This is a genomic window from Streptomyces sp. NPDC051173 (assembly GCF_040689515.1).
Taxonomy (GTDB): Bacteria; Actinomycetota; Actinomycetes; order Streptomycetales; family Streptomycetaceae; genus Streptomyces.
In genome coordinates, this window is the sequence record NZ_JBFBBD010000008.1 from 51,553 (window position 1) to 76,948 (window position 25,396).

General features: G+C 71.8%; 25 protein-coding genes and 2 tRNA genes. 21 read left to right on the forward strand and 6 right to left on the reverse strand.

Features of this window, described 5'->3' with window-relative positions; genetic code table 11:
* Positions 1-136: 136 nt before the first annotated feature.
* Together AB0435_RS07660 and AB0435_RS07665 are read right to left on the reverse strand one after the other, a co-directional pair.
* Positions 137-703 carry a CGNR zinc finger domain-containing protein gene (locus AB0435_RS07660; protein ID WP_366003010.1) on the reverse strand — a complete coding sequence of 189 codons (567 nt, stop codon included), beginning with the start codon at positions 701-703 and terminating at the stop codon, positions 137-139.
* A gap of 200 nt (positions 704-903) precedes the next feature.
* A complete protein-coding gene (locus tag AB0435_RS07665) occupies positions 904-1,317 on the reverse strand; it encodes an SsgA family sporulation/cell division regulator (RefSeq protein WP_003959770.1) in 414 nt (137 codons plus the stop codon).
* A gap of 192 nt (positions 1,318-1,509) precedes the next feature.
* On the opposite strand from AB0435_RS07665, the gene AB0435_RS07670 reads away from it, so the two are divergent.
* The 4 genes from AB0435_RS07670 (at position 1,510) to AB0435_RS07685 (ending at position 2,793) form a co-directional block, all read left to right on the forward strand.
* The gene (locus AB0435_RS07670; RefSeq protein ID WP_366426440.1) at positions 1,510-1,977 is read left to right on the forward strand and encodes a TIGR02611 family protein; all 468 of its coding nucleotides are present in this window, start codon (positions 1,510-1,512) and stop codon (positions 1,975-1,977) included.
* 60 nt (positions 1,978-2,037) lie between these two features.
* Positions 2,038-2,109: transfer RNA gene (locus tag AB0435_RS07675), tRNA-Val, on the forward strand.
* Between the two features lie 67 nt (positions 2,110-2,176).
* Positions 2,177-2,659: an SRPBCC family protein gene (locus AB0435_RS07680; RefSeq protein ID WP_366003008.1), complete on the forward strand. Its 483-nt coding sequence runs from the start codon at positions 2,177-2,179 to the stop codon at positions 2,657-2,659.
* A 62-nt stretch (positions 2,660-2,721) separates the two neighbouring features.
* Positions 2,722-2,793 (forward strand) — tRNA-Val (locus tag AB0435_RS07685).
* 88 nt (positions 2,794-2,881) lie between these two features.
* Here the strand turns inward: AB0435_RS07685 and AB0435_RS07690 are convergent.
* Complete coding sequence (locus AB0435_RS07690; RefSeq protein ID WP_366426441.1) at positions 2,882-3,604, reverse strand: 3'-5' exonuclease; 723 nt, start codon at positions 3,602-3,604, stop codon at positions 2,882-2,884.
* A gap of 169 nt (positions 3,605-3,773) precedes the next feature.
* Between AB0435_RS07690 and AB0435_RS07695 the strand changes: the two genes are divergently transcribed.
* The 6 genes from AB0435_RS07695 (at position 3,774) to AB0435_RS07720 (ending at position 10,480) form a co-directional block, all read left to right on the forward strand.
* The gene (locus AB0435_RS07695; protein WP_366426442.1) at positions 3,774-4,445 is read left to right on the forward strand and encodes a DUF4365 domain-containing protein; all 672 of its coding nucleotides are present in this window, start codon (positions 3,774-3,776) and stop codon (positions 4,443-4,445) included.
* Entirely contained in the window at positions 4,445-5,626 is a 1,182-nt protein-coding gene (locus AB0435_RS07700; RefSeq protein WP_366426443.1) for a hypothetical protein, read from the forward strand. Before AB0435_RS07695 ends, AB0435_RS07700 begins: the two co-directional genes overlap by 1 nt.
* 136 nt (positions 5,627-5,762) lie before the next feature.
* The gene (thrS, locus tag AB0435_RS07705; protein ID WP_366003066.1) at positions 5,763-7,727 is read left to right on the forward strand and encodes a threonine--tRNA ligase; all 1,965 of its coding nucleotides are present in this window, start codon (positions 5,763-5,765) and stop codon (positions 7,725-7,727) included.
* A 78-nt stretch (positions 7,728-7,805) separates the two neighbouring features.
* Positions 7,806-8,369 (forward strand): HIT domain-containing protein, encoded by a 564-nt coding sequence (locus AB0435_RS07710; protein ID WP_366003004.1) that lies wholly within the window; start codon positions 7,806-7,808, stop codon positions 8,367-8,369.
* Positions 8,370-8,471: 102 nt separating this feature from the next.
* Positions 8,472-9,260, forward strand: coding sequence for a polysaccharide deacetylase family protein (locus AB0435_RS07715; RefSeq protein ID WP_366003003.1), 789 nt, complete (start codon positions 8,472-8,474; stop codon positions 9,258-9,260).
* A complete protein-coding gene (locus AB0435_RS07720) occupies positions 9,257-10,480 on the forward strand; it encodes a hypothetical protein (protein WP_366426444.1) in 1,224 nt (407 codons plus the stop codon). Before AB0435_RS07715 ends, AB0435_RS07720 begins: the two co-directional genes overlap by 4 nt.
* 63 nt (positions 10,481-10,543) lie before the next feature.
* On the opposite strand, the gene AB0435_RS07725 is transcribed toward AB0435_RS07720, so the two are convergent.
* Both AB0435_RS07725 and AB0435_RS07730 read right to left on the reverse strand, forming a co-directional pair.
* A complete protein-coding gene (locus AB0435_RS07725; RefSeq protein ID WP_366426445.1) occupies positions 10,544-12,196 on the reverse strand; it encodes a hypothetical protein in 1,653 nt (550 codons plus the stop codon).
* A 165-nt stretch (positions 12,197-12,361) separates the two neighbouring features.
* The gene (locus AB0435_RS07730; protein ID WP_366426446.1) at positions 12,362-14,569 is read right to left on the reverse strand and encodes an elongation factor G-like protein EF-G2; all 2,208 of its coding nucleotides are present in this window, start codon (positions 14,567-14,569) and stop codon (positions 12,362-12,364) included.
* Between the two features lie 304 nt (positions 14,570-14,873).
* Here AB0435_RS07730 and pgsA point away from each other — a divergent pair, with 304 nt between their 5' ends.
* From pgsA to AB0435_RS07745, 3 genes are read left to right on the forward strand one after another with little or no spacing between them, the layout of a single operon-like run.
* Positions 14,874-15,545 (forward strand): phosphatidylinositol phosphate synthase, encoded by a 672-nt coding sequence (pgsA, locus tag AB0435_RS07735; protein ID WP_366426447.1) that lies wholly within the window; start codon positions 14,874-14,876, stop codon positions 15,543-15,545.
* The gene (locus AB0435_RS07740; protein ID WP_366002998.1) at positions 15,542-16,474 is read left to right on the forward strand and encodes a phosphatidylinositol mannoside acyltransferase; all 933 of its coding nucleotides are present in this window, start codon (positions 15,542-15,544) and stop codon (positions 16,472-16,474) included. Before pgsA ends, AB0435_RS07740 begins: the two co-directional genes overlap by 4 nt.
* Positions 16,471-17,643 carry a glycosyltransferase family 4 protein gene (locus tag AB0435_RS07745; protein WP_366002996.1) on the forward strand — a complete coding sequence of 391 codons (1,173 nt, stop codon included), beginning with the start codon at positions 16,471-16,473 and terminating at the stop codon, positions 17,641-17,643. Before AB0435_RS07740 ends, AB0435_RS07745 begins: the two co-directional genes overlap by 4 nt.
* 47 nt (positions 17,644-17,690) lie before the next feature.
* On the opposite strand, the gene AB0435_RS07750 is transcribed toward AB0435_RS07745, so the two are convergent.
* The gene (locus AB0435_RS07750) at positions 17,691-18,380 is read right to left on the reverse strand and encodes a VC0807 family protein (protein WP_366002995.1); all 690 of its coding nucleotides are present in this window, start codon (positions 18,378-18,380) and stop codon (positions 17,691-17,693) included.
* A 171-nt stretch (positions 18,381-18,551) separates the two neighbouring features.
* On the opposite strand from AB0435_RS07750, the gene AB0435_RS07755 reads away from it, so the two are divergent.
* From AB0435_RS07755 to yajC, 8 genes are all read left to right on the forward strand, one after another.
* On the forward strand, positions 18,552-19,094 hold the full coding sequence (locus AB0435_RS07755) for a hypothetical protein (protein WP_366002994.1): 543 nt from the start codon (positions 18,552-18,554) through the stop codon (positions 19,092-19,094).
* 611 nt (positions 19,095-19,705) lie between these two features.
* Entirely contained in the window at positions 19,706-20,617 is a 912-nt protein-coding gene (pdxS, locus tag AB0435_RS07760) for a pyridoxal 5'-phosphate synthase lyase subunit PdxS (RefSeq protein ID WP_366002993.1), read from the forward strand.
* Positions 20,618-20,694: 77 nt separating this feature from the next.
* Entirely contained in the window at positions 20,695-21,342 is a 648-nt protein-coding gene (gene pdxT, locus AB0435_RS07765) for a pyridoxal 5'-phosphate synthase glutaminase subunit PdxT (protein WP_366002992.1), read from the forward strand.
* 86 nt (positions 21,343-21,428) lie between these two features.
* Positions 21,429-22,181, forward strand: coding sequence for a YebC/PmpR family DNA-binding transcriptional regulator (locus AB0435_RS07770; protein ID WP_366002991.1), 753 nt, complete (start codon positions 21,429-21,431; stop codon positions 22,179-22,181).
* 147 nt (positions 22,182-22,328) lie between these two features.
* The gene (ruvC, locus tag AB0435_RS07775) at positions 22,329-22,892 is read left to right on the forward strand and encodes a crossover junction endodeoxyribonuclease RuvC (RefSeq protein ID WP_366002990.1); all 564 of its coding nucleotides are present in this window, start codon (positions 22,329-22,331) and stop codon (positions 22,890-22,892) included.
* A complete protein-coding gene (ruvA, locus tag AB0435_RS07780; RefSeq protein ID WP_366002989.1) occupies positions 22,889-23,518 on the forward strand; it encodes a Holliday junction branch migration protein RuvA in 630 nt (209 codons plus the stop codon). Before ruvC ends, ruvA begins: the two co-directional genes overlap by 4 nt.
* Positions 23,519-23,597: 79 nt before the next feature.
* Complete coding sequence (gene ruvB / locus AB0435_RS07785) at positions 23,598-24,668, forward strand: Holliday junction branch migration DNA helicase RuvB (protein WP_366426448.1); 1,071 nt, start codon at positions 23,598-23,600, stop codon at positions 24,666-24,668.
* Positions 24,669-24,831: 163 nt separating this feature from the next.
* Complete coding sequence (yajC, locus tag AB0435_RS07790) at positions 24,832-25,323, forward strand: preprotein translocase subunit YajC (protein WP_366426449.1); 492 nt, start codon at positions 24,832-24,834, stop codon at positions 25,321-25,323.
* The last annotated feature ends 73 nt before the right edge of the window (positions 25,324-25,396 follow it).

Genomic DNA, 25,396 nt, shown 5'->3' on the forward strand with positions numbered 1-25,396 from the left:
CAGATATGGATGCCCCGGGCGACGGAATGCGGGCCTGCCGAAGCGGCTTATCGCGCCCGTTGCCGCATTTCCCCACCCGCTTTTCCGCGCGTTATTCCGGCCCTCTTCGCACGCCTCTCCGGAAGCGGCGCCTCCGTCAGCTCGTGGCTTCCTTGCGGCGGGCCCGGTAGGCCGCGACGTGGAGCCGGTTCCCGCAGGTGCGCCCGTCGCAGTAGCGGCGCGAGCGGTTGCGGGAGAGGTCCACGAAGGCGCGCCCGCAGTCCGGCGCCTCGCAGCGCCGCAGCCGCTCGCGCTCGCCCGCCACCACGAGGAAGGCCAGCGCCATCCCGCCGTCCGCCGCGAGGTGCTCGGCCAGGGAGGCGCCCGGCGCGAAGTAGTGCACATGCCAGTCGTAGCCGTCGTGGTCGGTCAGCCGGGGCGTCGTGCCGGCCTCGGCCACCATGGCGTTCAGCAGCTCCGCCAGCGCCGTCGAATCCTCGGCCTCGAATGCCAGTGCGAACCGCTCCCGCACCGCCCGTACGGCCGCCAGATCCCGCTGCCCGAGGGCGCCGACACCGCTGATGACGTGCCGCTCGACGAACTGCCGCAGCTCGGCGAGGCCGGTGAGCGTGTCCGGCGGTCCGCCCTCGGGCCCCGCGGTCGCGGTGTTCACGAGGTCCACCACCGCGTCGAGCGCGCACCGGGTGTCGTGGTTGATCAGCACGGTTCGTTCGCTCCCTGGCCGACGGGGGTTGGGGCGGCATGTGTTCGATCGGAGGACCGACTCTAGCGGCTCCACAACGCGACGGCGCCGTCGCCCGCGGTGGATCCGCGGTGACGGCGCCGTACGGCCCGCACTGTGCGAGGTGTGCGCACCCGACCCCCCGAGTGGGCGGGCGCGCCGGTGTCAGCCCCGGCCCGGGCTCAGCTCTCGGCCAGGATGTGCGAGAGCTCCGTATCCAGGTCGAAGTGACGGTGCTCGGTGCCCGGCGGCACCGCGGCGTCGGTCCGCTTCAGGAACGACTCCAGGGCCCGCGCCGGGGCCTCCAGCAGGGCCTCGCCCTCGGGCGAGCTCAGGGCGATGCAGACGACGCCCTGACCGTGGCTGCGGGACGGCCAGACACGGACGTCGCCGGTGCCGGTGGGCCGGTGCAGGCCCTCGGCGAGCAGATCTCTGGCGAAGACCCACTCGACCGTCTCTTCGGCTCCGGTGTGGAAGGTGGCGTGCACGGCATACGGATCGGCCGTGTCGTACCGCAGGCCTGCGGGAACAGGCAGTGAGGATTCGCTCGACACGACGAGGCGCAGGTGCAGCTCGCAGCTGACCGTGGTGTTCATAAGCGCCAGGGCCTTTCGCTCAGTGTGCGCTCGGGGATTCGCACGTCGGCGAAATCGACATGCCACCTACGGTGTCGTTGTAAACCCCTCTGACCGATTTGGGACTGTTCGGATACCTCGTACGGCGGAGCCGTTCTCCGGCGAATACCGCCATTCCGGTGAGATCCGGTTCGGTCCGGTACGTTGGGGAGCATGAATGCGGAGAGTGACGAGCGGCGGCCCCGCGCGACGGCGGCCGGCGATCGGGCCGAGGCACCCGCGCCCGGGGAGCGGACCACGGACCGGCCGCCGGCCCTCGGCTCCCGGGCCCCGCACTTCATCAAGCGCTCCCGCGCCCTGCACATCAGCTGGCAGGCCGGGGTCTTCGTGGCCGGCCTCGCCGTGGTCGTGGCCGGCGTCATCATGCTGCCCCTGCCCGGCCCCGGCTGGCTGGTGATCTTCGCGGGCATGGCGATCTGGGCGACCGAGTTCGTCTGGGCGCAGCTCGTGCTCCGCTGGACCAGGCGCAAGGTCACCGAGGCCGCCCAGCACGCCCTCGACCCCGCCGTCCGCAGACGCAACATCGCGCTCACCGTCACCGGACTCGCCGTCGCCGGCGTGCTCGTGGGCGTCTATCTCTCGCGCTACGGCCTGACCATGCCGTGGAACGCCCGCCGCTGAGCCCCCGCCCGAACCGGTACCGAACACCGTCTGACATGCGGTAATGTTTGCGGTGCGCCCGGGCGATTAGCTCAGCGGGAGAGCGCTTCGTTCACACCGAAGAGGTCACTGGTTCGATCCCAGTATCGCCCACACAGGACCGAGGGTCCGCAAGGTTCACCCCTTGCGGACCCTCGGTTTTTAGGTGTGTCCTGAGCCCATGCCCCTGCCGTCGGCGCTCATCGCCCCGAACCGGTACCGCTTCCGCGCCACGTGGACCTTCGCCGTCGCACCCGACGTCCTCTACGCCTGCCTGGAGATCCCGGAGAGCTACCCCTCCTGGTGGCCGCAGGTGCGGGAGGCCACGCGCACCGGCGCCGACACCGGCACCCTCCGGGTCCGCTCCTTCCTGCCGTACGAGCTGGCCTTCGCCGTCCACGGCGCGAGCCGCGACCCCGTCGCCCGCACCCTGGAGATCGCCATGACCGGCGACCTGGAGGGCTGGGCGCGCTGGACCGTCCTGCCGTACGGCCGCGCCGGCAGCCAGGCCCGCTTCGAGCAGGACGTCGAGGTACGCAAACCCCTGATGAGACGCCTCGCCATACCCGCGCGGCCGCTCTTCGTCGCCAATCACGCCTGGATGATGCGCGCCGGCCGGCGCGGACTGCGCACCCGGCTGGAGGCCGGAGCCGACCGAATTTGATGAAGCGCCGCCACGGCCTGTATTGTTCAGTGCGTTGCCGGGGGAGACCCCGAAACACACTCGGGCGATTAGCTCAGTGGGAGAGCGCTTCGTTCACACCGAAGAGGTCACTGGTTCGAACCCAGTATCGCCCACCCCGAGAAGGCCGGTACGTCAACTGACGCACCGGCCTTGTGCGTTGACCGGCGACCTGTCGTCGGCCCGGGCGGCCCCCGCCGACCCTCACGCCGCGGCGGGCAGCTCCGGCCGCAGCGGCCACGCCGGGTCGCACTCCTCCTCCGAGCCGTTGCGGGCGAACCACGCCTGGAGCCCCCGCGCCTGCGCCGCGTGCCACACCGCCTGCCGCGTGTGCAGCTCCGCCGGCGTCAGCCGCTCCAGCCGCGCCGCGAAACGACGGCCCACCGCCCGCACGACCTCCAGCGAGGCCAAGGCGTCCGCGGCCGCGTCGTGCGCGCCCGTCAGCTCCACGCCGTACTGCGCGCACAGATCCGTCAGCGTACGACGGCCCTTGCGATAGCGGTCCAGGTGCTTGTCCAGCACCCATGGATCCAGCACGCACAGCGCGTGCGGCCCCAGATACCTCGCCAGCGTCGAGGCCCGGTGCCGCCGCAACTCCCGGTCCAGCAAGGTCAGATCGAACGGCGCGTTCATCACCACCAGGGGTATGCCGTGCGCCGACTGCTCGGCCAGGGCCCGCGCCACCTCCTCCATCACCGGCGCCGGCCAGCGCCCGTTCCGCTGGAGGTGCTCGTCCGTCAAGCCGTGTATCGCTATCGCCCCCGGTGGCACAGGAACCCCCGGATCCACCAGCCAGCGCGTGACCAACGGCGTCGCCCCCTCCGACGGCTGCACCACCAGCGCAGCCGAGACGATCCGGTCGTGCTCGACATCGACTCCCGTGGTCTCGGTGTCGAAAGCGGCGAGTGGTCCCTCGAACCAGCACATGTGCACAACTCCTCGCGCTTGTCTGCCGAATGGCGTGATTTGGCCCTCCCCGCGAGGTGATACCCGGGTAATCCGTCACGCGAACCGCCCTTGTTTGCAGCGGAGTTGCAAAGGAGACAACACAGATGTACGGACCGAAGGGTCCGACGACGCCCGGAGGGATTCGGACATGGCCTTCCCGCAGCCCGAACGGGGCGGGCCGTTCCCCGCGAACGGGACGCGCGACCGGCCGGAACCACCCGCCCCCACGCGCGGCGCACTCGCCACCACCGCCTGCATGGAGACACTCCAGGTCGGCTATCTGCACGCCGTCGCCGCGGCCGCCGGCTGCTCCCTGGCCCAGCCCTTCCCCGACTACGGCATCGACTGGCACGTCAGCCACAGCGCCCCCGGCCACACCGTCGACGACGAAGTCACCATCAAGGTCCAGCTCAAGGCCACCTATCAGCTGGCCCCCCGGCTCGCCGCCCGCCCCGACCCCCGCCCGGCCAGACCGCCGGGCACCCGCCCCACCGACCTGCTCACCGCCCGCCCGGCCGTGCCCCCCGCCCCCACCTTCGCCTTCACCCTCGACAACGACCACCTGGCCAAGCTCGCCCGCACCCCCGTCTCGGTGCACAAGATCCTCGTCGTGATGATCGTGCCCCGCGCCCGCGACGACTGGCTCCGCGCCGGACACGACGGCCTCGAACTGCGGCACTGCTGCTACTGGACCAACCTCGCGGGACACCCGGTGACCGGCAGGAACAGGACCACCGTGCGCATCCCCACCACACGCATCTTCGACGACCGCGCGCTCTGCGAGATCATGACGCGCGTCGGGGCGGGAGGGAGACCCTGATGCACCGGCCGAGCCACCGCTCCGCACGAACCCCCGTCCCGCCCGACCCCGCCGTCCTCGGCGCCCTGCTCGCCCGCCACGGCTGGCGGCGGCGCGGCGGCACCCCCGGCGCGTACAGCCGCTGGACCCCGCCCGACGGCACCGGCACCAGCCTGCTGCTCCCCGAGAGCCGCGGCTACCCCGACAGCGCCGACCTGCTCACCGAGGCACTCACCGCACTCGAACGCAGCCCCGACCCCTCCGCGCGCGACATCCTCCTCTCCCTGCGGGTGCCGGGCGACGAGATCCGCTGGCAGCGCGAGGTGCCCGACCCCGGAATACCGGCCGCCGTCTGGGCCGCCCAGGAGCGCTTACGGGCAGGGGCGCGCGCGATGCTGCTCGCCGCCGCCCTCGCCGCCCACGAACGGGCCGGCTATCACGGGGCCCGCCACCGCCGCCGCGCGGAGGCCGCCCTGGACCCGCTGCTCGTCGGCCCCGCACCCGGCGGCCGGGAACTGACGGTCTTCGTCCCGGTCGGACCCGACGAACGGGACCGCACCGGCCGACCGGTCACCACGGCCTTGCTGCGTGCCCTCTACGCGACCCGCGACGCCACCGACTACCAGCGCGCCACCGGGGGCCGGGAGGCGTTCGAGTCCGCCGTCGAGGCGGGGGTGTGCCAGGAGCTGACCGAGGCGATCATCACGCTCGTACGCGGCTCCGAGGGCATCCGGATGGACCTGCACTGGTCCCCGACGGCAGGCCCGCCCGAGGGCTTCGCCGCGCACCCCGAGCCCGTGGAGTTCTCGCCCGGTGACCTGTCCGTCCTCCGCGAGGCGGGCGCCCGCTACATCCGGAACGAACCCTCGGTGCCCGTGCGGCTCACCGGCACCGTGGTGCGCATGCGCCGCGACCGGCCCGGCGGGGCGGGAGTCGTGCGGCTCCGGGTGCTCACGGGGGCGGAGGTGACCCAGGTGCGGATCGCGCTCGGCGAGGACGACTACCGCATCGCCGGCCACGCCCACCTGCTGGGACTGCCGGTCCGGGTGAGCGGAAGGCTGGAGAGCCGCGGCGGGTTCCGGCGGCTGGCGGACGCGGCGGGCGTCATGCCGCTGACCGTGGACGACGCCGAGCGGGACCGCCTGCTGAAGACCTTGCAGGAGAATCCCGACTTCTTCGAGGAGGGCTGCGGGGACGGCTGACCGGACCGATCCCGGTGCCTCCCGCCCGCGGCGCCAAACCGTTTCGCGACCAGGGGGCCGGGCTCGGTACGATTCAGGCGCGCAGTGTCCACTGTCGCGCCCCTTCAGTCAGGAGAGACCGGTGTCAGACGTCCGTGTGATCATCCATCGCGATTCCGAGCGGGAAGAGCGCGTGGTGACGACGGGCACTACGGCCGCCGACCTGTTCGCCGGTGAGCGCACCATTGTCGCCGCGCGCGTCGCGGGCGAGCTGAAGGACCTCGCGTACGTCGTCGCCGACGGCGAGGAGGTCGAGCCCGTCGAGATCTCCTCCAAGGACGGCCTGGACATCCTGCGCCACTCCACCGCGCACGTCATGGCGCAGGCAGTGCAGGAGCTCTTCCCCGAGGCCAAGCTGGGCATCGGTCCGCCGGTCAAGGACGGCTTCTACTACGACTTCGACGTCGAGAAGCCCTTCCACCCCGATGACCTCAAGGCCATCGAGAAGAAGATGCAGGAGATCCAGAAGCGGGGCCAGAAGTTCTCCCGCCGCGTGGTCACCGACGAGGCCGCCCGCGAGGAGCTCGCGGACGAGCCGTACAAGCTGGAGCTGATCGGCCTCAAGGGCTCCGCCTCGCACGACGACGGCGCGGACGTCGAGGTGGGCGCGGGCGAGCTCACCATCTACGACAACCTCGACGCGAAGACCGGCGAGCTGTGCTGGAAGGACCTCTGCCGCGGCCCGCACCTGCCGACCACGCGGTTCATCCCGGCGTTCAAGCTCATGCGCAACGCCGCCGCGTACTGGCGCGGCAGCGAGAAGAACCCGATGCTCCAGCGCATCTACGGCACCGCCTGGCCGTCGAAGGACGAGCTGAAGGCGCACCTGGAGTTCCTGGCCGAGGCGGAGCGCCGCGACCACCGCAAGCTCGGTGCCGAGCTGGACCTGTTCTCCTTCCCCGACGAGCTGGGCCCGGGCCTCGCGGTGTTCCACCCCAGGGGTGGCGTGATCCGCAAGGAGATGGAGACCTACTCGCGCCAGCAGCACGAGGACGCGGGCTATGAGTTCGTGAACACCCCGCACATCACGAAGGAACACCTCTTCGAGACGTCCGGGCACCTGCCGCACTACGCGGAGGGCATGTTCCCGCCCATCGAGTTCGACGGGCAGAACTACCGCCTCAAGGCCATGAACTGCCCGATGCACAACTTGATCTTCAAGTCGCGCGGGCGCTCGTACCGTGAGCTGCCGCTGCGCCTGTTCGAGTTCGGCACGGTCTACCGCTACGAGAAGTCGGGCGTCGTCCACGGCCTGACCCGTTCCCGTGGCTTCACCCAGGACGACTCGCACATCTACTGCACCAAGGAGCAGATGCCGGAGGAGCTCGACACGCTCCTCACCTTCGTGCTCGACCTGCTCCGCGACTACGGCCTGACCGACTTCGAGCTGGAGCTCTCGACCCGCGACCCCGAGTCGGACAAGTTCATCGGCTCGGACGAGGCGTGGGAGGAGGCCACCGAGGCGCTCCGCCAGGCCGCCGAGAAGCAGGGCCTCCCGCTCGTCCCGGACCCGGGCGGCGCCGCGTTCTACGGCCCGAAGATCTCGGTGCAGGCGCGTGACGCGATCGGCCGGTCCTGGCAGATGTCGACCCTCCAGGTCGACTTCAACCAGCCCGAGCGCTTCGGCCTGGAGTACACGGCGGCGGACGGCTCGCGCCAGCAGCCGGTCATGATCCACCGTGCCCTGTTCGGCAGCATCGAGCGGTTCTTCGGCGTGCTGCTCGAGCACTACGCGGGTGCGTTCCCGGCGTGGCTGGCCCCGGTCCAGGCGGTCGGTATCCCGATCGGCGACGCGCACGTCGAGTACCTCCAGGAGTTCGCGGCGGAGGCGAAGCGGAAGGGCCTGCGGGTCGAGGTGGACGCCTCGTCGGACCGTATGCAGAAGAAGATCCGCAACCAGCAGAAGCTCAAGGTCCCGTTCATGATCATCGTCGGTGACGACGACATGCACGCGGGCACGGTCTCCTTCCGCTACCGCGACGGGTCGCAGGAGAACGGCATTCCGCGTGACCAGGCGCTGGCCAAGTTGGTCGACGTCGTGGAGCGCCGCGTCCAGGTGTGACCTGATCCCCGCTTGAGCGCGGGGCTTATGAGGGGCGGCCCGCCAGGGCCGCCCCTCTCCGCATACCCGTCGAGGAATATGCTGGCCCGCATGACGACTGAGCCAGAACAGCAGATCGGAGTAGGGTCCCCGGACGCGTTCCAGCGTCTGTGGACGCCCCACCGGATGGCGTACATCCAAGGGGAGAACAAGCCGAGCGGCCCGGAGGCCGGTGACGGCTGTCCGTTCTGTTCGATTCCGGCCAAGTCCGACGAGGACGGCTTGATCGTCGCGCGGGGCGAGCGCGTCTATGCGGTGCTGAATTTGTACCCGTACAACGGCGGACACTTGATGGTCGTCCCCTTCCGCCATGTCGCCGATTACACCGAGCTCGACGAGGCCGAGACGCTTGAGCTCGCGGACTTCACCAAGCGGGCGATGGCCGCGCTGCGCACCGCTTCCGGGGCGCACGGTTTCAACATCGGCATGAACCAGGGCGACGCGGCGGGTGCGGGTATCGCCGCTCATCTGCACCAGCACGTGGTTCCGCGCTGGGGTGGCGACACGAATTTCATGCCGGTCGTCGGCCACACCAAGGTGCTGCCCCAACTGCTCGCGGACACCCGCAAGATGCTCGCGGACGTGTGGCCCGCCGCCACCTGAGGTGGCCGGGTTCACTCGTATACCCGGGCGGACGGTGACACGCGTCCGTGAAAAGCGGGCAAATCTCCCAAAGTCTTAATAACAAGAAGTTCTAATGGAGCGGTGACTTTCCTTCACCGCCGTACCGTGTTGCGCGCGGCCGCCGGGGGCGCCCTCGCCGGGGCCGCCGTGGGCTGCGGCCGGGACGACGGGTCGCCCGGCCCCCGGGCCGCCGACCCGTCCGTACGGTCGACGGCGCCGCCCCGGCCGTCCGGATCGCCGCCGGCCCTGGCCGCGCTCCCGGCGGGGCTGCCCGTCCAGATCGAGCACGGGCCCCGTACGGGCAGCGCCGTCGCGCTCACGTTCCACGGCCAGGGCGACCCGCGGTCCGCGACCGGGCTGCTGGGGGAGGCCGAGCGGGCCGGGGCCCGGGTGACCGTGCTCGCCGTCGGCGAATGGCTCGACGCCCATCCCGAGATGGCGCACCGGATCCTCGACGGCGGTCACGAGCTGGGCAACCACACCATGCGCCACCTCGACATCTCGGCGATGGGCGAGGCCGACGCCTATGCGGAGATCGCCCGGTGCGCGGACCGGCTGCGCCGGCTGACGGGCGGGATCGGGCGCTGGTTCCGGCCGTCGCGCGCGCAGTTCGCCACGGACCGGGTGGCCGGGCTGGCGCGCAAGGCGGGCTATGAGCACGTCCTCTCCTACGACGTGGACTCCCTCGACTACACCGACCCGGGCGTGGAGTCGGTCCGGCGCACCGTGCTGGGCGCGGCGCGGCCGGGGTCGGTCGTGAGCCTGCACTTCGGGCACGACGGCACGGTGGCCGCGCTGCCCGCGATCCTCGACGGCCTGCACCGCCGCGGTCTGCGCGCGGTGACGACTACGGAGCTGCTGACCCGATGATCCAGTCCTCGTACGACCGACTCTGCCGTCGCTCTCCTCGCTCTTCCCGCCGTTCCCGTCTCCGGCCGGCGCTGTTGTGTGCCGCCGCCTGTGCTCTGCTGGTCTCCGGTTGCGGCGGGGATTCCGGTGACGAGGCGGCCGGCGCGCATCCGCGCGAAGGCACGCACCGCAAGGCGCAGGCGGCTCCGCAGGGGCTGCCGGGGATGCCGCCGCTGCTGGATCCGAACGATCTGTACGCGGCGGACCGGCCGAATGTGCTGTCGCCGGTGGTGAAGGACTTCCCGTCGCGGGTGTACGTGCCCAATACGGAGTCGGATTCGGTCAGTGTCATCGACCCCAAGACGTACAAGGTGATCGAGACGATCCCGGTGGGCGCGCAGCCGCAGCACGTGGTGCCGTCGTGGGACCTGAAGACGCTGTGGGTCAACAACGACCGGGGGCACACCCTGACGCCGATCGACCCGGCGACCGGCAAGGCGGGGAAGCCGGTCGACGTGCACGATCCGTACAACCTCTATTTCACGCCGGACGGGAAGTACGCGGTGGTGATGGCGTCGATGGACCGGGAGCTGGTCTTCCGTGACGCGCACACCATGCGGCGGAAGAAGACGGAGCCGGTGAAGTGCAAGGGGGTCAACCACGCGGACTTCTCGCCGGACGGGAAGTACTTCATCGTCTCCTGCGAGTTCTCGGGGGAGCTGCTCAAGGTCGACACGGCGAAGATGAAGGTCATCGGTCAGCAGAAGCTGCCGTTCGACGGGGCCATGCCGCAGGACGTGAAGATCTCCTCGGACGGCAAGACGTGGTACATCGCGGACATGATGGCGGACGGCATCTGGGTGCTGGACGGTGACAAGTTCACGGAGCCGTGGCTGATGCCGACGGGCAAGGGCGCGCACGGGCTGTATGTCAGCCGGGACTCGAAGTCGATGTACATCTCCAACCGGGGCGAGGGTTCGATCTCGGTGCTGGACCTGCCGAGCCGGAAGCTGGTGGAGAAGTGGGAGCTGCCGGGCGGTGGCAGTCCGGACATGGGCGGGGTGTCGGCGGACGGCAAGGTGCTGTGGCTGTCGGGGCGTTACGACTCCGAGGTGTACGCGATCGACACGAGTGACGGGCATCTGATCGCGAAGATCCCGGTGGGCGCGGGGCCGCACGGGCTGGCGGTCTATCCGCAGCCGGGGCGGTATTCGCTGGGGCACACCGGGATCTTCCGGTGATGTCAGGCGGCTGACGGCGGGTCGGGTGTGGCGGGGCGTCCCCTCGGGGGCCGCCCCGCCGGTTCAGGCGTTGTAGACGTCGGCGGCGCGCGGCTGGGGGTCCTGGACGGCGCCGCTGAGGTTCATGGCGCGGCCGGCGAAGCGCTCGGTGTCCACGCCGTTCTCCGCGAGGACGCGGAGGGCGGCCTGGTGGACGACGCGGAGGACCGGGGTGGTGGCGCGCAGGGCGTCGTCGGCCATGAAGCGGTGGCGCCAGGGCTTGTCGGCCCAGGCGTGGCGCAGGCCGAAGGGTTCGGGCAGGACGAGCTTGCCGCCCCAGAACTCCAGCAGGGGCGGGTACCAGGTGAGGGGGGCGCGGGCGGCGAGCCGGACGACCTCCTTGGCGGGCACGATGGACAGGTTCCGGGTGCGGGTCTCCCAGAACTTGACGGTCTTGGTGACGGTCTTGGTGCGGGGTGAGGGCTTGCCCATGAAGAGGCCGTGGACGGGGCCGAGGGCGTGGCCGGTGACCTCGATGCGCAGGGTCTTGTGCAGGACGGTGACGGTGATCAGGAGGGTGATGACGAGCTGGCCGTCCCAGAGGACGAACTGCACGCCGAGGTAGTGCCTGCTGCCGGCGCCGAACTGCTGCTCGTTGCAGATCTTCTGGAGCTCCGCGCCCCGTATCTGGAAGCCGTCGGTGCCTTCGGGGCGGGAGACGGCGCCCGCGCCCTCGCCGACGGGGGAGACCACCCAGTGCTCGACGGCGGGGGTGGGGAAGCCGCCGGTGTGCAGGGGGCTGCGCTCCAGGAGGCGGAGCTGGTCGTGGATGGCGCGGATGACGTCCCAGCTGCGGAAGGGGTTGATCTCCTTCTCGGGGTCGGCGGGGACGAGTTCCTCGGCGAGCTGCCAGCTGCCCCAGCGGGTCCCCATGCCGAGTATGCCCTTGGGGCCGGCGTAGAAGACGATGTTGCTGTGCTGTTCGGCGGCGAGCCGTTCCAGGGACTGGCGCAGGCGCTCGGCGGCGGTCTCGCCGGGGTTCTTGGGGACGGCTTCGGGGATCTTGGCGCCGATGCCGCCGCCGGAGAGGAGTCCGGTCCAGCGGTCGCGGAGGTCCTTGGCGGTGTTCTCGCAGACGCGGTGGGCGAGGAAGCCGCCGATGAGGGGGGCGATGAGCATGGCGCGGAGATAGATGCCCAGGAAGCCGTGGAAGGGCAGCTTGATCATGAAGATGACGGCGCCGACGGCGAGGGCGGCGAGGAGGGCCATGCCGAGGGCGCCGGCCTTCTTGTTCTGCGCGCCCGCGAGGGAGCGGCGCAGTTGGAAGGAGCCCAGCCAGAGGAGGACGCCGGGGAGGAAGAGCACTCCGGCGACGAGCATGATGACGGTGAGGCGGATGTCGCGCTGTTTGCGGATGCGGCTGGCGGCCAGGCAGTGTTCGACGACGGGCTGGGGGTCGAGGCCGAAGGACTGGATGAGGGGCTTGCGGCCGCCGCCGAGGACGCGGAGCTGGACGGCGCGGGAGAACGCTTCGCCGAGGTTGGGTTCGAAGAGGGAGATGCGGGGTGGTTTGACCTCGGAGGTGGCCCAGTCGGAGTTGGCCTTGAGGAGTTCGTCGACGGGGCCGTCGCGGTAGGCGGCCGAGGCGAGCGCCTGGGTCGCGGCGGTCTGCCCGGAGGAGCCCGAGAGCGGGATCTGTGCGCCCGGGCTGAAGTCGAACGGGTCCCCTGCTGCCACTGCCGCCCCCAATGTCGCGCATGCCCGATTACGCTGCCGCTTCCGACGGCCGCCCGTGTCATACGTGTTGGTCCGCGTATCCAGCGTATCCGGGCGGGGTGCCGGCTGTCGTCGGAGATCGCAAAGCCGCCCGCCCCTGTGGAGTTGGGGCGGGCGGCTTGCGAACTATGCTCCGTTCTCGGTGAGTTCGCCGATGCGCTCGGCGAGCTGAGGGGGCATCGGTTCGTGGCGGGCGTAGGTGCGGGTGAAGCGGCCGGTGCCGTGCGAGAGGGAGCGCAGGTCCACGGCGTAGCGCCCGATCTCGATCTCGGGGACCTCGGCCCGTACGAGGGTGCGGCCGCTGCCGGACTGCTCGGTGCCGACGACGCGGCCGCGGCGGCCGGAGAGGTCGCTCATGACGGGGCCGACGTAGTCGTCGGAGACGAGGATCTCCATCTCGGCGACGGGTTCGAGGAGGTGGATGCGGGTGTCGGCGGCGGCTTCGCGCAGGGCGAGGGCGCCGGCGGTCTGGAAGGCGGCGTCGGAGGAGTCGACGGAGTGGGCCTTGCCGTCGAGGAGGGTGACGCGGACGTCGACGAGGGGGTATCCGGCGGCGACGCCGCGGGCGGCCTGGGCCCGTACGCCCTTCTCGACGGAGGGGATGAACTGGCGGGGGACGGCGCCGCCGACGACCTTGTCGACGAATTCGATGCCGGAGCCGCCGGGGAGCGGTTCGACCTCGATCTCGCAGATGGCGTACTGCCCGTGGCCGCCGGACTGTTTGACGTGGCGGCCGCGGCCGGTGGCCTTGGAGCCGAAGGTCTCGCGGAGGGACACCTTGTGCGGGACGGTGTCGACGCGTACGCCGTAGCGGGTGCGCAGGCGTTCCAGGGCGACGTCGCGGTGGGCCTCGCCCAGGCACCAGAGGACGACCTGGTGGGTGTGCTGGTTCTGTTCGAGGCGCATGGTGGGGTCCTCGGCGACGAGGCGGGCGAGGCCCTGGGAGAGCTTGTCCTCGTCGGCCTTGCTGTGGGCCTGGATCGCCACGGGCAGCAGGGGGTCGGGCATCTGCCAGGGCTCCATCAGGAGCGGGGTGTTCCTGGCGGAGAGGGTGTCGCCGGTCTCGGCGTGGCCGAGCTTGGCGACGCAGGCGATGTCCCCGGCGATGGCCTGGTTCAGCTGGCGCTGGTGCTTGCCGAAGGGGGAGGAGAGGGCGCCGACGCGTTCGTCGACGTCGTGGTCCTCGTGGCCGCGGTCCGCCAGGCCGTGGCCGGAGACGTGCACGGTCTCGTCGGGGCGCAGGGTGCCGGAGAAGACGCGGACGAGGGAGATCCGGCCGACGTAGGGGTCGGAGGAGGTCTTGATGACCTCGGCGGCGAGGGGGCCTGCGGGGTCGCAGGTCAGGGGGGTGTGCGGGCGGCCCTCGGGGGTGGTGACGGCGGGGGCCGCGCGCTCCAGGGGGGTGGGGAAGCCGCCGGTGATCAGTTCCAGCAGTTCGACGGTGCCCAGGCCCTGGCGGGCGCCTTCGGTGGCGGGGGCGGCGGCGAGGACGGGGTGGAAGGTGCCGCGTGCCACGGCGCGTTCGAGGTCCTCGATCAGGGTCTTGACGTCGATCTCCTCGCCGCTGAGATAGCGGTCCATGAGGGTCTCGTCCTCGCTCTCGGCGATGATCCCCTCGATGAGCCGGTTGCGGGCCTCCGTGATGAGCGGGAGCTGGTCGGGGCCGGGGGCGGCCTCGGCGCGTTCTCCCGAGGAGTAGTCGAGGACGCTCTGGGAGAGGAGGCCGACGAGGCCGGCGACGGCGCGGTGGCCGTCGGGCCCCTCGGGGCCGTGCAGGGGGAGGTAGAGCGGCAGCACCCGGTCCGGGGAGTCGTCGCCGAAGGCGGTGCGGCAGGTCTCGGTCATCGCCTCGAAGTCGGCGCGCGCGGCCTCCAGGTGGGTGATCACGATCGCGCGGGGCATGCCGACGGCGGCGCACTCCTCCCAGACCATGCGGGTGGCGCCGGTGATGCCCTCGGTGCCCTCGGCGGCGGAGACGACGAAGAGGGCCGCGTCCGCGGCGCGCAGACCGGCCCTCAGCTCGCCGACGAAGTCGGCGTAGCCGGGTGCGTCCAGGAGGTTGATCTTGATCCCGGCCCATTCGACGGGGACCAGGGACAGCTGTACGGAGCGCTGCTGGCGGTGCTCGATCTCGTCGTAGTCGGAGAGGGCGCCGCCGTCCTCGACCCGGCCCGCCCGGTTGACGGCTCCGGTGGCCAGGGCCAGTGCTTCCACGAGTGTGGTCTTTCCGGAGCCGCTGTGGCCGACCAGCACCACGTTGCGCACCTGGCTCGGCCGGTCGGCCGCTACCGCCCTGCCCGCGGCCCCTGGGTACGTGCCCGTCTTCTCGCCCATGTGTGTCCCGCCTCCCGGTCGACACCTGCGGTACTTCGAGCTTTCCACTGCGGTAACGCTGCGTCCATACATCGCACACGCAGCCGTATACCGGAAGCGGTTCTTCAGCGGCGGGCGGGAGTGGCCGGAAACGGCCTGGAAACGGGCAGGGAACGCGCCGTGACGGTGTTGTGGCGCGGCCGTGGCGAGGGGGTCGGGGGCCGGGTGGAGTGATGCGTGCGTGGCGGCCCCCGGCCGCCTGGCTACGATGGGCCAGCCGGTGGCCTCCTGACCACGCGGCCCGCCACGACCCTCCGGGAAGGCCATGCTGAACAAGTACGCGCGTGCGTTCTTCACGCGTGTTCTCACGCCGTTCGCCGCCCTGCTCATCCGCCTGGGCGTCAGCCCCGACGCGGTCACCCTCATCGGGACCGGCGGTGTGATGGCGGGCGCGCTGGTCTTCTACCCCCAGGGTGAGTTCTTCTGGGGCACGGTCGTCATCACGCTGTTCGTCTTCTCCGACCTGGTCGACGGCAACATGGCCCGCCAGCTCGGCCGGTCCAGCCGCTGGGGTGCCTTCCTGGACTCCACGCTCGACCGGGTGGCCGACGCGGCGATCTTCGGCGGCCTGGCCCTGTGGTACGCCGGGCGGGGCGACAGCCTCACCCTGTGCGCGGTCACGATCTTCTGCCTGGCCAGCGGCCAGGTGGTCTCCTACACCAAGGCGCGCGGCGAGAGCATCGGCCTGCCGGTGAACGTCGACGGTCTGGTCGAGCGGGCCGAGCGGCTCGTCATCTCGCTGGTGGCCTGCGGCTTCGCCGGCCTGCACAAGTTCGGCGTGCCCGGCATCCAGTACCTGCTGCCCGTCGCGCTGTGGATCGTGGCCGTCGGCAGCCTGGTCACGCTGGTCCAGCGCGTGGTGACCGTGCGCCGGGAGGCCGCCGAGGCGGACGCCGTCGCGGCCGCCACGGAGGGCCGGGAGGACGGGGCCGCGTGAGGGAGCAGCTGACCGACGCCCTCTACGGGCTCGGCTGGGCCACGGTCAGGAAACTCCCGGAGCCCGTGGCCGTCGCGCTGGGGCGGCGGATGGCGGACACGGTCTGGAAGCGGCGCGGCAAGGGCGTGCTGCGCCTGGAGGCCAACCTCGCCCGGGTGCTGCCCGACGCCGGCCCGGGGCGCCTGGCCCAGCTCTCGCGCGCGGGCATGCGCTCGTACATGCGCTACTGGATGGAGTCCTTCCGGCTGCCTGCCTGGAGCGCGGAGCGGATCCGCGAGGGCTTCTCCCCGGAGGACCTGCACCGGCTGGAGGAGGGACTGGCGAGCGGCCGCGGTGTGGTGCTCGCCCTGCCCCACATGGGCAACTACGACCTCGCGGGCGCCTGGGTCACCACCCGGCTCGGGGTCCCCTTCACCACCGTCGCCGAGCGGCTCAAGCCGGAGTCGCTCTACGACCGGTTCGTGGCCTACCGCGAGGGGCTCGGTATGGAGGTGCTCCCGCACGCGGGCGGCAGCGCCTTCGGGACGCTCGCGCGGCGGCTGCGTTCCGGGGGGCTGGTCTGCCTGGTGGCCGACCGCGACCTGTCCTCCTCCGGGATAGAGGTCAAGTTCTTCGGCGAGGCCGCGAAGATGCCTGCGGGACCCGCGATGCTGGCGGTGCAGACCGGTGCGCTGCTGCTCCCGGTGACCCTCTGGTACGACAGCTCGCCCGTGATGCGCGGGAAGATCCACGCTCCGGTGGAGGTGCCCGAGACGGGCACCCGCGCGGAGAAGGCCGCCGTCATGACCCAGCAGCTCGCGGACGCCTTCGCCTCAGGCATCGCCGAGCACCCCCAGGACTGGCATATGCTCCAGCGACTGTGGCTCGCCGACCTCGAACGGCGCGATGATGAGCCCACCGACAAGAGCTCCGGAACGGAGAAGCCTTGAGGATCGGGATCGTCTGTCCTTATTCGTGGGATGTCCCCGGCGGCGTCCAGTTCCACATCAGGGACCTGGCCGAGCACCTCATCCGGCTGGGCCACGAGGTCTCCGTGCTGGCCCCGGCGGACGACGAGACGCCGCTGCCGCCCTTCGTCGTCTCGGCGGGCCGCGCCGTGCCGGTGCCCTACAACGGCTCGGTGGCCCGGCTGAACTTCGGCTTCCTGTCGGCCGCGCGGGTGCGCCGCTGGCTGCACGACGGCGACTTCGACGTCATCCATATCCATGAACCCACCTCCCCCTCCCTGGGACTGCTGACCTGCTGGGCCGCGCAGGGCCCGATCGTGGCGACCTTCCACACCTCCAACCCGCGCTCACGCGCCATGATCGCGGCCTATCCGATCCTCCAGCCGGCGCTGGAGAAGATCAGCGCGCGGATCGCGGTGAGCGAATACGCCCGCCGGACGCTCGTCGAGCACCTGGGCGGCGACGCCGTCGTCATCCCCAACGGCGTCGACGTGGACTTCTTCGCCCGCGCCACGCCCAAGGAGGAGTGGCAGGGCACTGCCGAGGCCCCGACCATCGGCTTCGTGGGCCGCATCGACGAGCCCCGCAAGGGCCTGCCCGTCCTGATGCGCGCCCTGCCGAAGATCCTCGCGGAGTGCCCCGGCACCCGGCTCCTGGTGGCCGGGCGGGGCGACGAGGAGGAAGCCGTCGCGAGCCTGCCCCGGGAGATGCGGGACCGCGTCGAATTCCTCGGCATGGTCAGCGACGAGGACAAGGCACGGCTGCTGCGCAGCGTCGACGTCTACGTGGCGCCGAACACCGGCGGCGAGTCCTTCGGCATCATCCTCGTCGAGGCGATGTCCGCGGGCGCGGTCGTCCTCGCCAGCGACCTGGACGCCTTCGCGCAGGTGCTCGACCAGGGGTCGGCGGGCGAGCTGTTCGCCAACGAGGACGCGGACGCGCTGGCCGCCGCCGCCGTACGGCTGCTGGGCGACCCCGCGCGGCGGGCCGGGCTCAGCGAGCGGGGCAGCAAGCACGTGCGCCGCTTCGACTGGTCGCGGGTCGGCGCGGACATCCTGGCGGTCTACGAGACGGTGACCGCCGGTGCGGCCTCGGTCGCCGCCGACGAACGCACCGGCCTCTTCGCCCGCTTCGGGCTGGCGAGGGACTGACCGGACCAGCCGGCGGCGAGCCCCGGAGCACCGGGGCCCGCCCGTGCTCAGACCTTGCTCGGAACCTCTTCCGGAGCCTCTGCCAGGCGCTCCCGGGAGCCGGATCCGGCCGTGCCGAACAGGGACCGCCCGTGCACGGCCCGGAAGCGCTTGCTGCGCCGCACCGTGGCCACGACCACCAGGCCCAGCAGGGTGAAGGACTCTATTCGCCCGATCAAGGGCACCACGTCGACCGGCAGGGTCAGCGCCAGCACCGTGCTCAGGGCCGCGTCCAGCAACTGCACACAGCCCCAGAAGGCCGTCAGCCCGCGCAGCGCCGCGCGGTACTCCGGCATCACGTGCCAGGCGCGCTCGGCGTCCTCCACCGCGGCTCCGGTGCGCAGCCGTTCACCGAGCCGGAAGGCGAAGGGCCGTGCGGTGAAGAGCGTGGCCAGGATCCATATGCCCAGCAGCGCCGGCAGCGCGGCGTCCTTCAGGAGCAGCACCCGCGGATTACCGCTGATCAGTGAGGTAGCGGCGGAGAGGGCGAGCAGCCCGACGACGAACAGGTCGAAGAACTCCAGGCGCCGGCGGACGACGGCCGTGCCGAGCGCGTGTGCGGCCGGGAACACACCGCTGATCAGGAGGGCCTGCCACTGGGCCGCTCCCTGCGCCCGCATCACGTAATACAGCGCGAGCGGGAGCCCGATGTCGACGGCCAGGGGGACGAGCAGAGCTCGCTTGGAGTGCGGTTCCATGGGTGCCTCCGTGGGTGCGGCGTCCTGATCCCGAAGTTAGGCGCTGCCCGGGTGGAGGCGGATCGGCGCCAGGGTCGACATCCGGGTGGATGTCCGGGCGTGGCCGGGTCCACCCGTGGGTGGAGGCCGGGCGCGGAGCCGGCTCGCCCGCGAGCGGTAACGTGGGCCGGCGTGACCACTGTGATCTGGATCGTCGTCGCGCTCGTCGTCATCGGCGTCTATCTGAGCTGGACCGCCGGCCGGCTGGACCGCCTGCACAGCCGTATCGACGCCACGCGCGCCGCGCTGGACGCCCAATTGCTGCGGCGCACCTCGGTCGCCCAGGAGCTGGCCACGGCCGGGGTCCTCGACCCGGCCGCCTCGATCGTGCTCTACCAGGCCGCGCACGCGGCCCGGCAGGCAGAGGAGGAGCACCGCGAGGTCGCCGAGAGCGAGTTGAGCCAGGCGCTGCGCGCGGTCTTCGCCGAGGTGCCGCAGGTCGAGGCGGTACGGGCGGCGCCGGGCGGTGAGGAGTCGCTCGGCGAGCTGACGGCGGCCGTCCGCAAGGTGCCCATGGCACGGCGCTTCCACAACGACGCGGTCCGCGCGGCCCGGGCGGTCCGTACCCACCGGGTGGTGCGGTGGTTCCGGCTGGCGGGTCACGCGCCGTTCCCCCTCGCCTTCGAGATGGACGACGAGCCGCCGGTCGCCCTGGGCCACGGAGCCCACGACTGACCGGGGGTGCCTTCACCCGCCCACGATCGACGGGGGTGCCTTCGCGCGCCCGCGGCTGACCGGTCGGTCCGGCGGCCGCGCGCGACCGACCCGGGGAGGTCCTGTCCCGCGCCTGTTCGCGGCTGACAGGATCCGCGCACCCGCCTGCGGCTGACCCGGCCGGACGCCCGTGCCCGGTCTGGGGCCGCCCCGGGCCTGACGCCCGCACTCGCCCCGACCCGCGCCCGCCCTGGGGGCCGCCCAGGCAACGGTCGAGCCACCCACTGGCCGCCCCGGCCCAGCCCGCCGCCGGGCTGCGCGCTCCGCCCGGTCCGCGCACCAGGCCCGTACGTCCTGCCCAGCCCGCGTGCTCCGCTCCGCCCGGCCCCCGCCCCGCCCACCCCGCGAGCCGCCCGGCCCGTACGTCCCGTCCCGCCCGGCCCGTACATCCCACTCGGCCCATGCGCCCGCCCAACCCGCACACCCCGCCCGCGCCCCGCCCTGACCTCCGTGAAGCCGCCGGTCACCCGCGCCCGACAAGCCACCGTCCTCGGATTGGCCCTTTTTCCTGGACCCAGGTGGCCGTTTGTATGAGGGAGCAGCATCACCGCCCTTGATAGCGAGGTCACAACGTGTCCAGCACGTCCCCCAGCCCCACCACCCCCGAGACCGGCACCGCGCGCGTCAAGCGCGGCATGGCCGAGCAGCTCAAGGGCGGTGTGATCATGGACGTCGTCACGCCCGAGGAAGCCAAGATCGCCGAGGACGCGGGCGCTGTCGCGGTCATGGCCCTGGAGCGGGTCCCCGCGGACATCCGCAAGGACGGCGGCGTGGCCCGGATGTCCGACCCGGACATGATCGACGGCATCATCGACGCCGTCTCCATCCCGGTGATGGCCAAGTCCCGCATCGGGCACTTCGTCGAGGCCCAGGTGCTCCAGTCCCTCGGTGTCGACTACATCGACGAGTCCGAGGTCCTCACCCCGGCCGACGAGGTCAACCACAGCGACAAGTGGGCCTTCACCACCCCCTTCGTCTGCGGTGCCACCAACCTGGGCGAGGCGCTGCGCCGGATCGCCGAGGGCGCGGCCATGATCCGTTCGAAGGGCGAGGCCGGCACCGGCAACGTCGTCGAGGCCGTGCGTCACCTGCGTCAGATCAAGGGCGAGATCGCCCGCCTGCGCGGTTACGACAACAACGAGCTGTACGCCGCCGCCAAGGAGCTGCGCGCCCCGTACGAGCTCGTCAAGGAGGTCGCCGAGCTCGGCAAGCTGCCGGTCGTGCTGTTCTCCGCCGGTGGTGTCGCCACCCCCGCCGACGCCGCGCTGATGCGCCAGCTCGGCGCGGAGGGCGTGTTCGTCGGCTCCGGCATCTTCAAGTCCGGTGACCCGGCCAAGCGCGCCGCGGCCATCGTGAAGGCCACCACGTTCTACGACGACCCGAGCGTCATCGCGGACGTCTCCCGCAACCTGGGCGAGGCCATGGTCGGCATCAACTGCGACACCCTCCCCGAGTCGGAGCGCTACGCCAACCGCGGCTGGTAATCCCGTTGTCCCGAACCGGTGGGCGGCCCGCAGCTGCGGGCCGCCCACCGGCCGTCCCGCGTTGAGAGGTACCCACCGTGTCCACCGCCGACAGCCCCGTCATCGGCGTGCTCGCCCTCCAGGGTGACGTCCGCGAGCACCTGATCGCCCTCGCCGCGGCCGACGCCGTCGCGCGCCCGGTCCGCCGCCCCGAGGAACTCGACGGCCTCGACGGACTGGTGATCCCCGGTGGCGAGTCCACCACCATGTCCAAGCTGGCCGTCGCCTTCGGCATGCTGGAGCCGCTGCGCGAGCGCGTACGGGCCGGGCTGCCCGTCTACGGCACCTGCGCCGGAATGATCATGGTCGCGGACAAGCTCCTGGACGGCCGCGAGGACCAGGAGACCCTGGGCGGCATCGACATGATCGTGCGCCGCAACGCCTTCGGCCGCCAGAACGAGTCCTTCGAGGCGTCCGTCGAGGTGTCCGGCGTGGAGGGCGGCCCCGTCGAGGGCGTCTTCATCCGCGCGCCCTGGGTCGAGTCCGTCGGCGCGGGCGCCGAGGTGCTCGCCACCTACGGCGGCCACACGGTCGCCGTGCGGCAGGGCAACGTGCTCGCGACGTCCTTCCACCCGGAGCTCACCGGCGACCACCGCGTGCACGCGCTGTTCGTGGAGATCGCCCGGAACCACGCCCGCGCGGAGCTCGTCCCGGGCAACGGGGGCGTGCGCGCCGACGCCGCCTGAGGGTGGGCGTTGGGAGACCGGTGGGCCGATCCCGGTAGGATCACAGTCGTTCGTTCAGAATTTGGTTACGCGAAGGAGACAGGCGGATGTCCGGCCACTCTAAATGGGCTACGACTAAGCACAAGAAGGCCGTGATCGACGCCAAGCGCGGCAAGCTCTTCGCGAAGATGATCAAGAACATCGAGGTCGCCGCCCGCACCGGCGGCGCCGACGCGGCCGGCAACCCGACGCTGTTCGACGCCATCCAGAAGGCGAAGAAGAGCTCGGTCCCGAACAAGAACATCGACAGCGCCGTCAAGCGCGGCGCCGGTCTCGAGGCGGGCGGCGCCGACTACGAGACGATCATGTACGAGGGCTACGGCCCGAACGGTGTCGCCGTGCTCATCGAGTGCCTCACCGACAACCGCAACCGCGCCGCCTCCGACGTCCGCGTCGCCATGACGCGCAACGGCGGCTCGATGGCCGACCCGGGCTCGGTGTCCTACCTCTTCAACCGCAAGGGCGTCGTCATCGTCCCCAAGGGCGAGCTCACCGAGGACGACGTCCTCGGCGCGGTCCTGGACGCGGGTGCCGAGGAGGTCAACGACCTCGGTGAGTCCTTCGAGATCCTCAGCGAGGCCACGGACATGGTCGCCGTCCGCAGCGCGCTCCAGGAGCAGGGCATCGACTACGACTCCGCCGAGGCCAACTTCGTGCCCACCATGCAGGTGGAGCTCGACGAGGATGGCGCGCGCAAGATCTTCAAGCTGATCGACGCGCTGGAGGACAGCGACGACGTGCAGAACGTCTTCGCCAACTTCGACGTCTCCGACGAGGTCATGGCCAAGGTCGACGCCTGACGCACAGGCACGCGCGACGGGCTCACCGACGGGCCGACGGGACACCACCCGTCGGCCCGTCGGCGTGATCCGCCGTTGTCAGTGGCAGCCGATAGCCTGCGACGGCAGCGGGAACACACGGCCGTACGGCGAAGGGGAGGGCACGCGATGCGGGTGCTGGGGGTCGACCCGGGGCTGACCCGGTGCGGCATCGGCGTGGTCGACGGCGTCGCCGGGCGGCCGCTGCGCATGCTCGGCGTGGGCGTCGTGCGGACGCCTGCCGACGCCCCGGTCGCCGACCGCCTCGTGCTCATCGAGCGCGGCATGGAGCAGTGGCTGGACGAGCACCGCCCCGAATTCGTGGCCGTGGAGCGGGTCTTCAGCCAGCACAACGTGAGCACGGTGATGGGCACCGCGCAGGCCAGCGCCGTGGCCATGCTCTGCGCGGCCCGCCGCGGCCTGCCCGTCGCCCTGCACACCCCCAGCGAGGTCAAGGCCGCCGTCACCGGCTCGGGCCGGGCCGACAAGGCGCAGGTCGGCGCGATGGTCACCCGCCTGCTCCGGCTCGACGCGCCGCCCAAGCCGGCCGACGCCGCCGACGCCCTCGCTCTCGCCATCTGTCATATCTGGCGGGCCCCCGCGACCAACCGCCTCCAGGAGGCCGTCGCCGCCCACCGCCGCACCACGCGCCCGCGGGACGCGGCCGTACGCAACCTGAAGGGCACCGCATGATCGCCTTCGTCTCCGGGCCGGTCGCGGCCCTGGCCCCCGACACCGCCGTCGTCCAGGTCGGCGGCATCGGCATGGCCGTCCTGTGCACCCCGAACACCCTCTCCGGCCTGCGGATCGGCCAGGAGGCGAAGCTCGCGACCTCCCTCGTGGTGCGCGAGGACTCCCTCACGCTCTACGGCTTCGCCGACGACGACGAGCGGCAGGTCTTCGAGCTGCTCCAGACCGCCAGCGGCGTCGGCCCGCGGCTGGCCCAGGCCATGCTCGCCGTGCACTCCCCGGACGCCCTGCGCCGCGCCGTCTCCACCGGTGATGAGAAGGCGCTCACCGCCGTGCCCGGCATCGGCAAGAAGGGCGCGCAGAAGCTGCTCCTGGAGCTCAAGGACCGCCTCGGCGAGCCGATCGGGTCCGGCGCCGCCGCGGGACCGGGCGCGGCCGCCTCCGGCGCCGCCGGGTGGCGCGAGCAGCTGCACGCGGCACTCGTCGGCCTGGGCTACGCCGCGCGCGAGGCGGGCGAGGCCGTGTCGGCCGTGGCACCGCAGGCCGAGGCCACGGTGGCCGCGGGCGCCGTGCCCCAGGTCGGACAGCTGCTGCGCGCGGCCCTCCAGACCCTGAACCGGGCCCGGTGACCGGCCGCCGGGGCCCGCGCGCCGCCCCGGCCCGGACGAACGCCGCAGCCCGACCGTCACGAATCGTGAGGCACCACCCGTGAACTGGGAAGACGACCCCGCATCCGCCGCAGCCGACCGGCTGGTCGGCACCACCGCCGACGGCGAGGAGCAGGCGGTCGAGGCCGCCCTGCGCCCGAAGGACCTCGGTGAGTTCGTCGGCCAGGAGCGTGTGCGGGAGCAGCTCGACCTCGTCCTGAAGGCCGCGCGCGCCCGTAACGCCACGGCCGACCACGTCCTGCTCTCCGGCGCCCCGGGGCTCGGCAAGACCACCCTCTCGATGATCATCGCGGCCGAGATGGGCGCCCCCATCCGCATCACCTCCGGCCCCGCCATCCAGCACGCCGGTGACCTCGCGGCGATCCTGTCCTCCCTCACCGAGGGTGAGGTGCTCTTCCTCGACGAGATCCACCGCATGTCCCGGCCCGCCGAGGAGATGCTCTACATGGCGATGGAGGACTTCCGGGTCGACGTCATCGTCGGCAAGGGCCCCGGCGCCACCGCCATCCCGCTGGAGCTGCCGCCCTTCACCCTCGTCGGCGCGACCACCCGCGCCGGGCTGCTGCCGCCCCCGCTGCGCGACCGCTTCGGCTTCACCGGCCATATGGAGTTCTACGCCCCCGCCGAGCTGGAGCGCGTCATCCACCGGTCGGCCCGCCTGCTCGACGTCGAGACCGACGCGGAAGGCGCGGCCGAGATCGCCGGCCGCTCCCGGGGCACGCCCCGCATCGCCAACCGCCTCCTGCGCCGCGTCCGTGACTACGCCCAGGTCAAGGCCGACGGTTTCATCACCCAGGAGGTCGCCGCACAGGCGCTCGATGTCTACGAGGTCGACGCCCGCGGCCTCGACCGGCTGGACCGCGCCGTGCTGACCGCGCTGCTCAAGCTCTTCGGCGGCGGCCCCGTCGGCCTCTCCACCCTCGCCGTCGCCGTGGGCGAGGAGCGCGAGACCGTCGAGGAGGTCGCCGAGCCCTTCCTCGTACGGGAAGGGCTGCTGGCCCGTACGCCCAGGGGCCGCGTCGCCACGCCCGCGGCCTGGGCACACCTCGGTCTGGAGGCGCCGCGGCGGCCGGCGGGCGGGGCCGGGGGACCGGGGCTGTTCGACGCGTGACGGCGCGTGGGCTGGTCCGGTCAGGAACCCCGGTGCCATGCTGAGCGTTGTTCCCTAGGCGCGGACTCGCTTAGACTCCGCCGATGCCGTCCGTATCGGTGCGGCATACCACCCCCGTAGACCAGGCCGCGCCTCCGTGGTCGTGTGAAGGAAACCCCGTCCCGTGAATATCATGACTCTCCTGCCGTTCATCGTGCTTATCGGGGCCATGTTCCTGATGACCCGGTCGGCAAAGAACAAGCAGCGTCAGGCTGCGTCGATGCGCGACCAGATGCAGCCGGGCACCGGCGTGCGGACGATCGGCGGCATGTACGCCACCGTCAAGGAGGTCAACGACGACTCGGTCCTCCTCGAGATCGCCCCTGGTGTGCACGCCATCTTCGCGAAGAACTCCATCGGCGCCGTTCTCCAGGACGACGAGTACAACCGCATCGTCCACGGCATCGAGGGTGACGAGTCCGAGACCCCTGTCGTCCCGGACGACGCCTCGTCGCTGACCGAGACCGACACCCCGGCCGAGAAGAAGATCGACCTCGGCAAGGAGACCCCCGCCGAGGACAAGGCCGACAAGGGCGAGAAGGCCGCCGAGGCGGGCACGGCCGAGGCCGGGGACGCCGAGCGGGACGGCAAGCCGGGCGACACCGACGCCAAGTAGCACCACCCGGGAACCGCGGAGCACTCACCGATCAGTGCGCCGCGGTTCCCTTTCGGTCTAGGCTCCGGCGGGG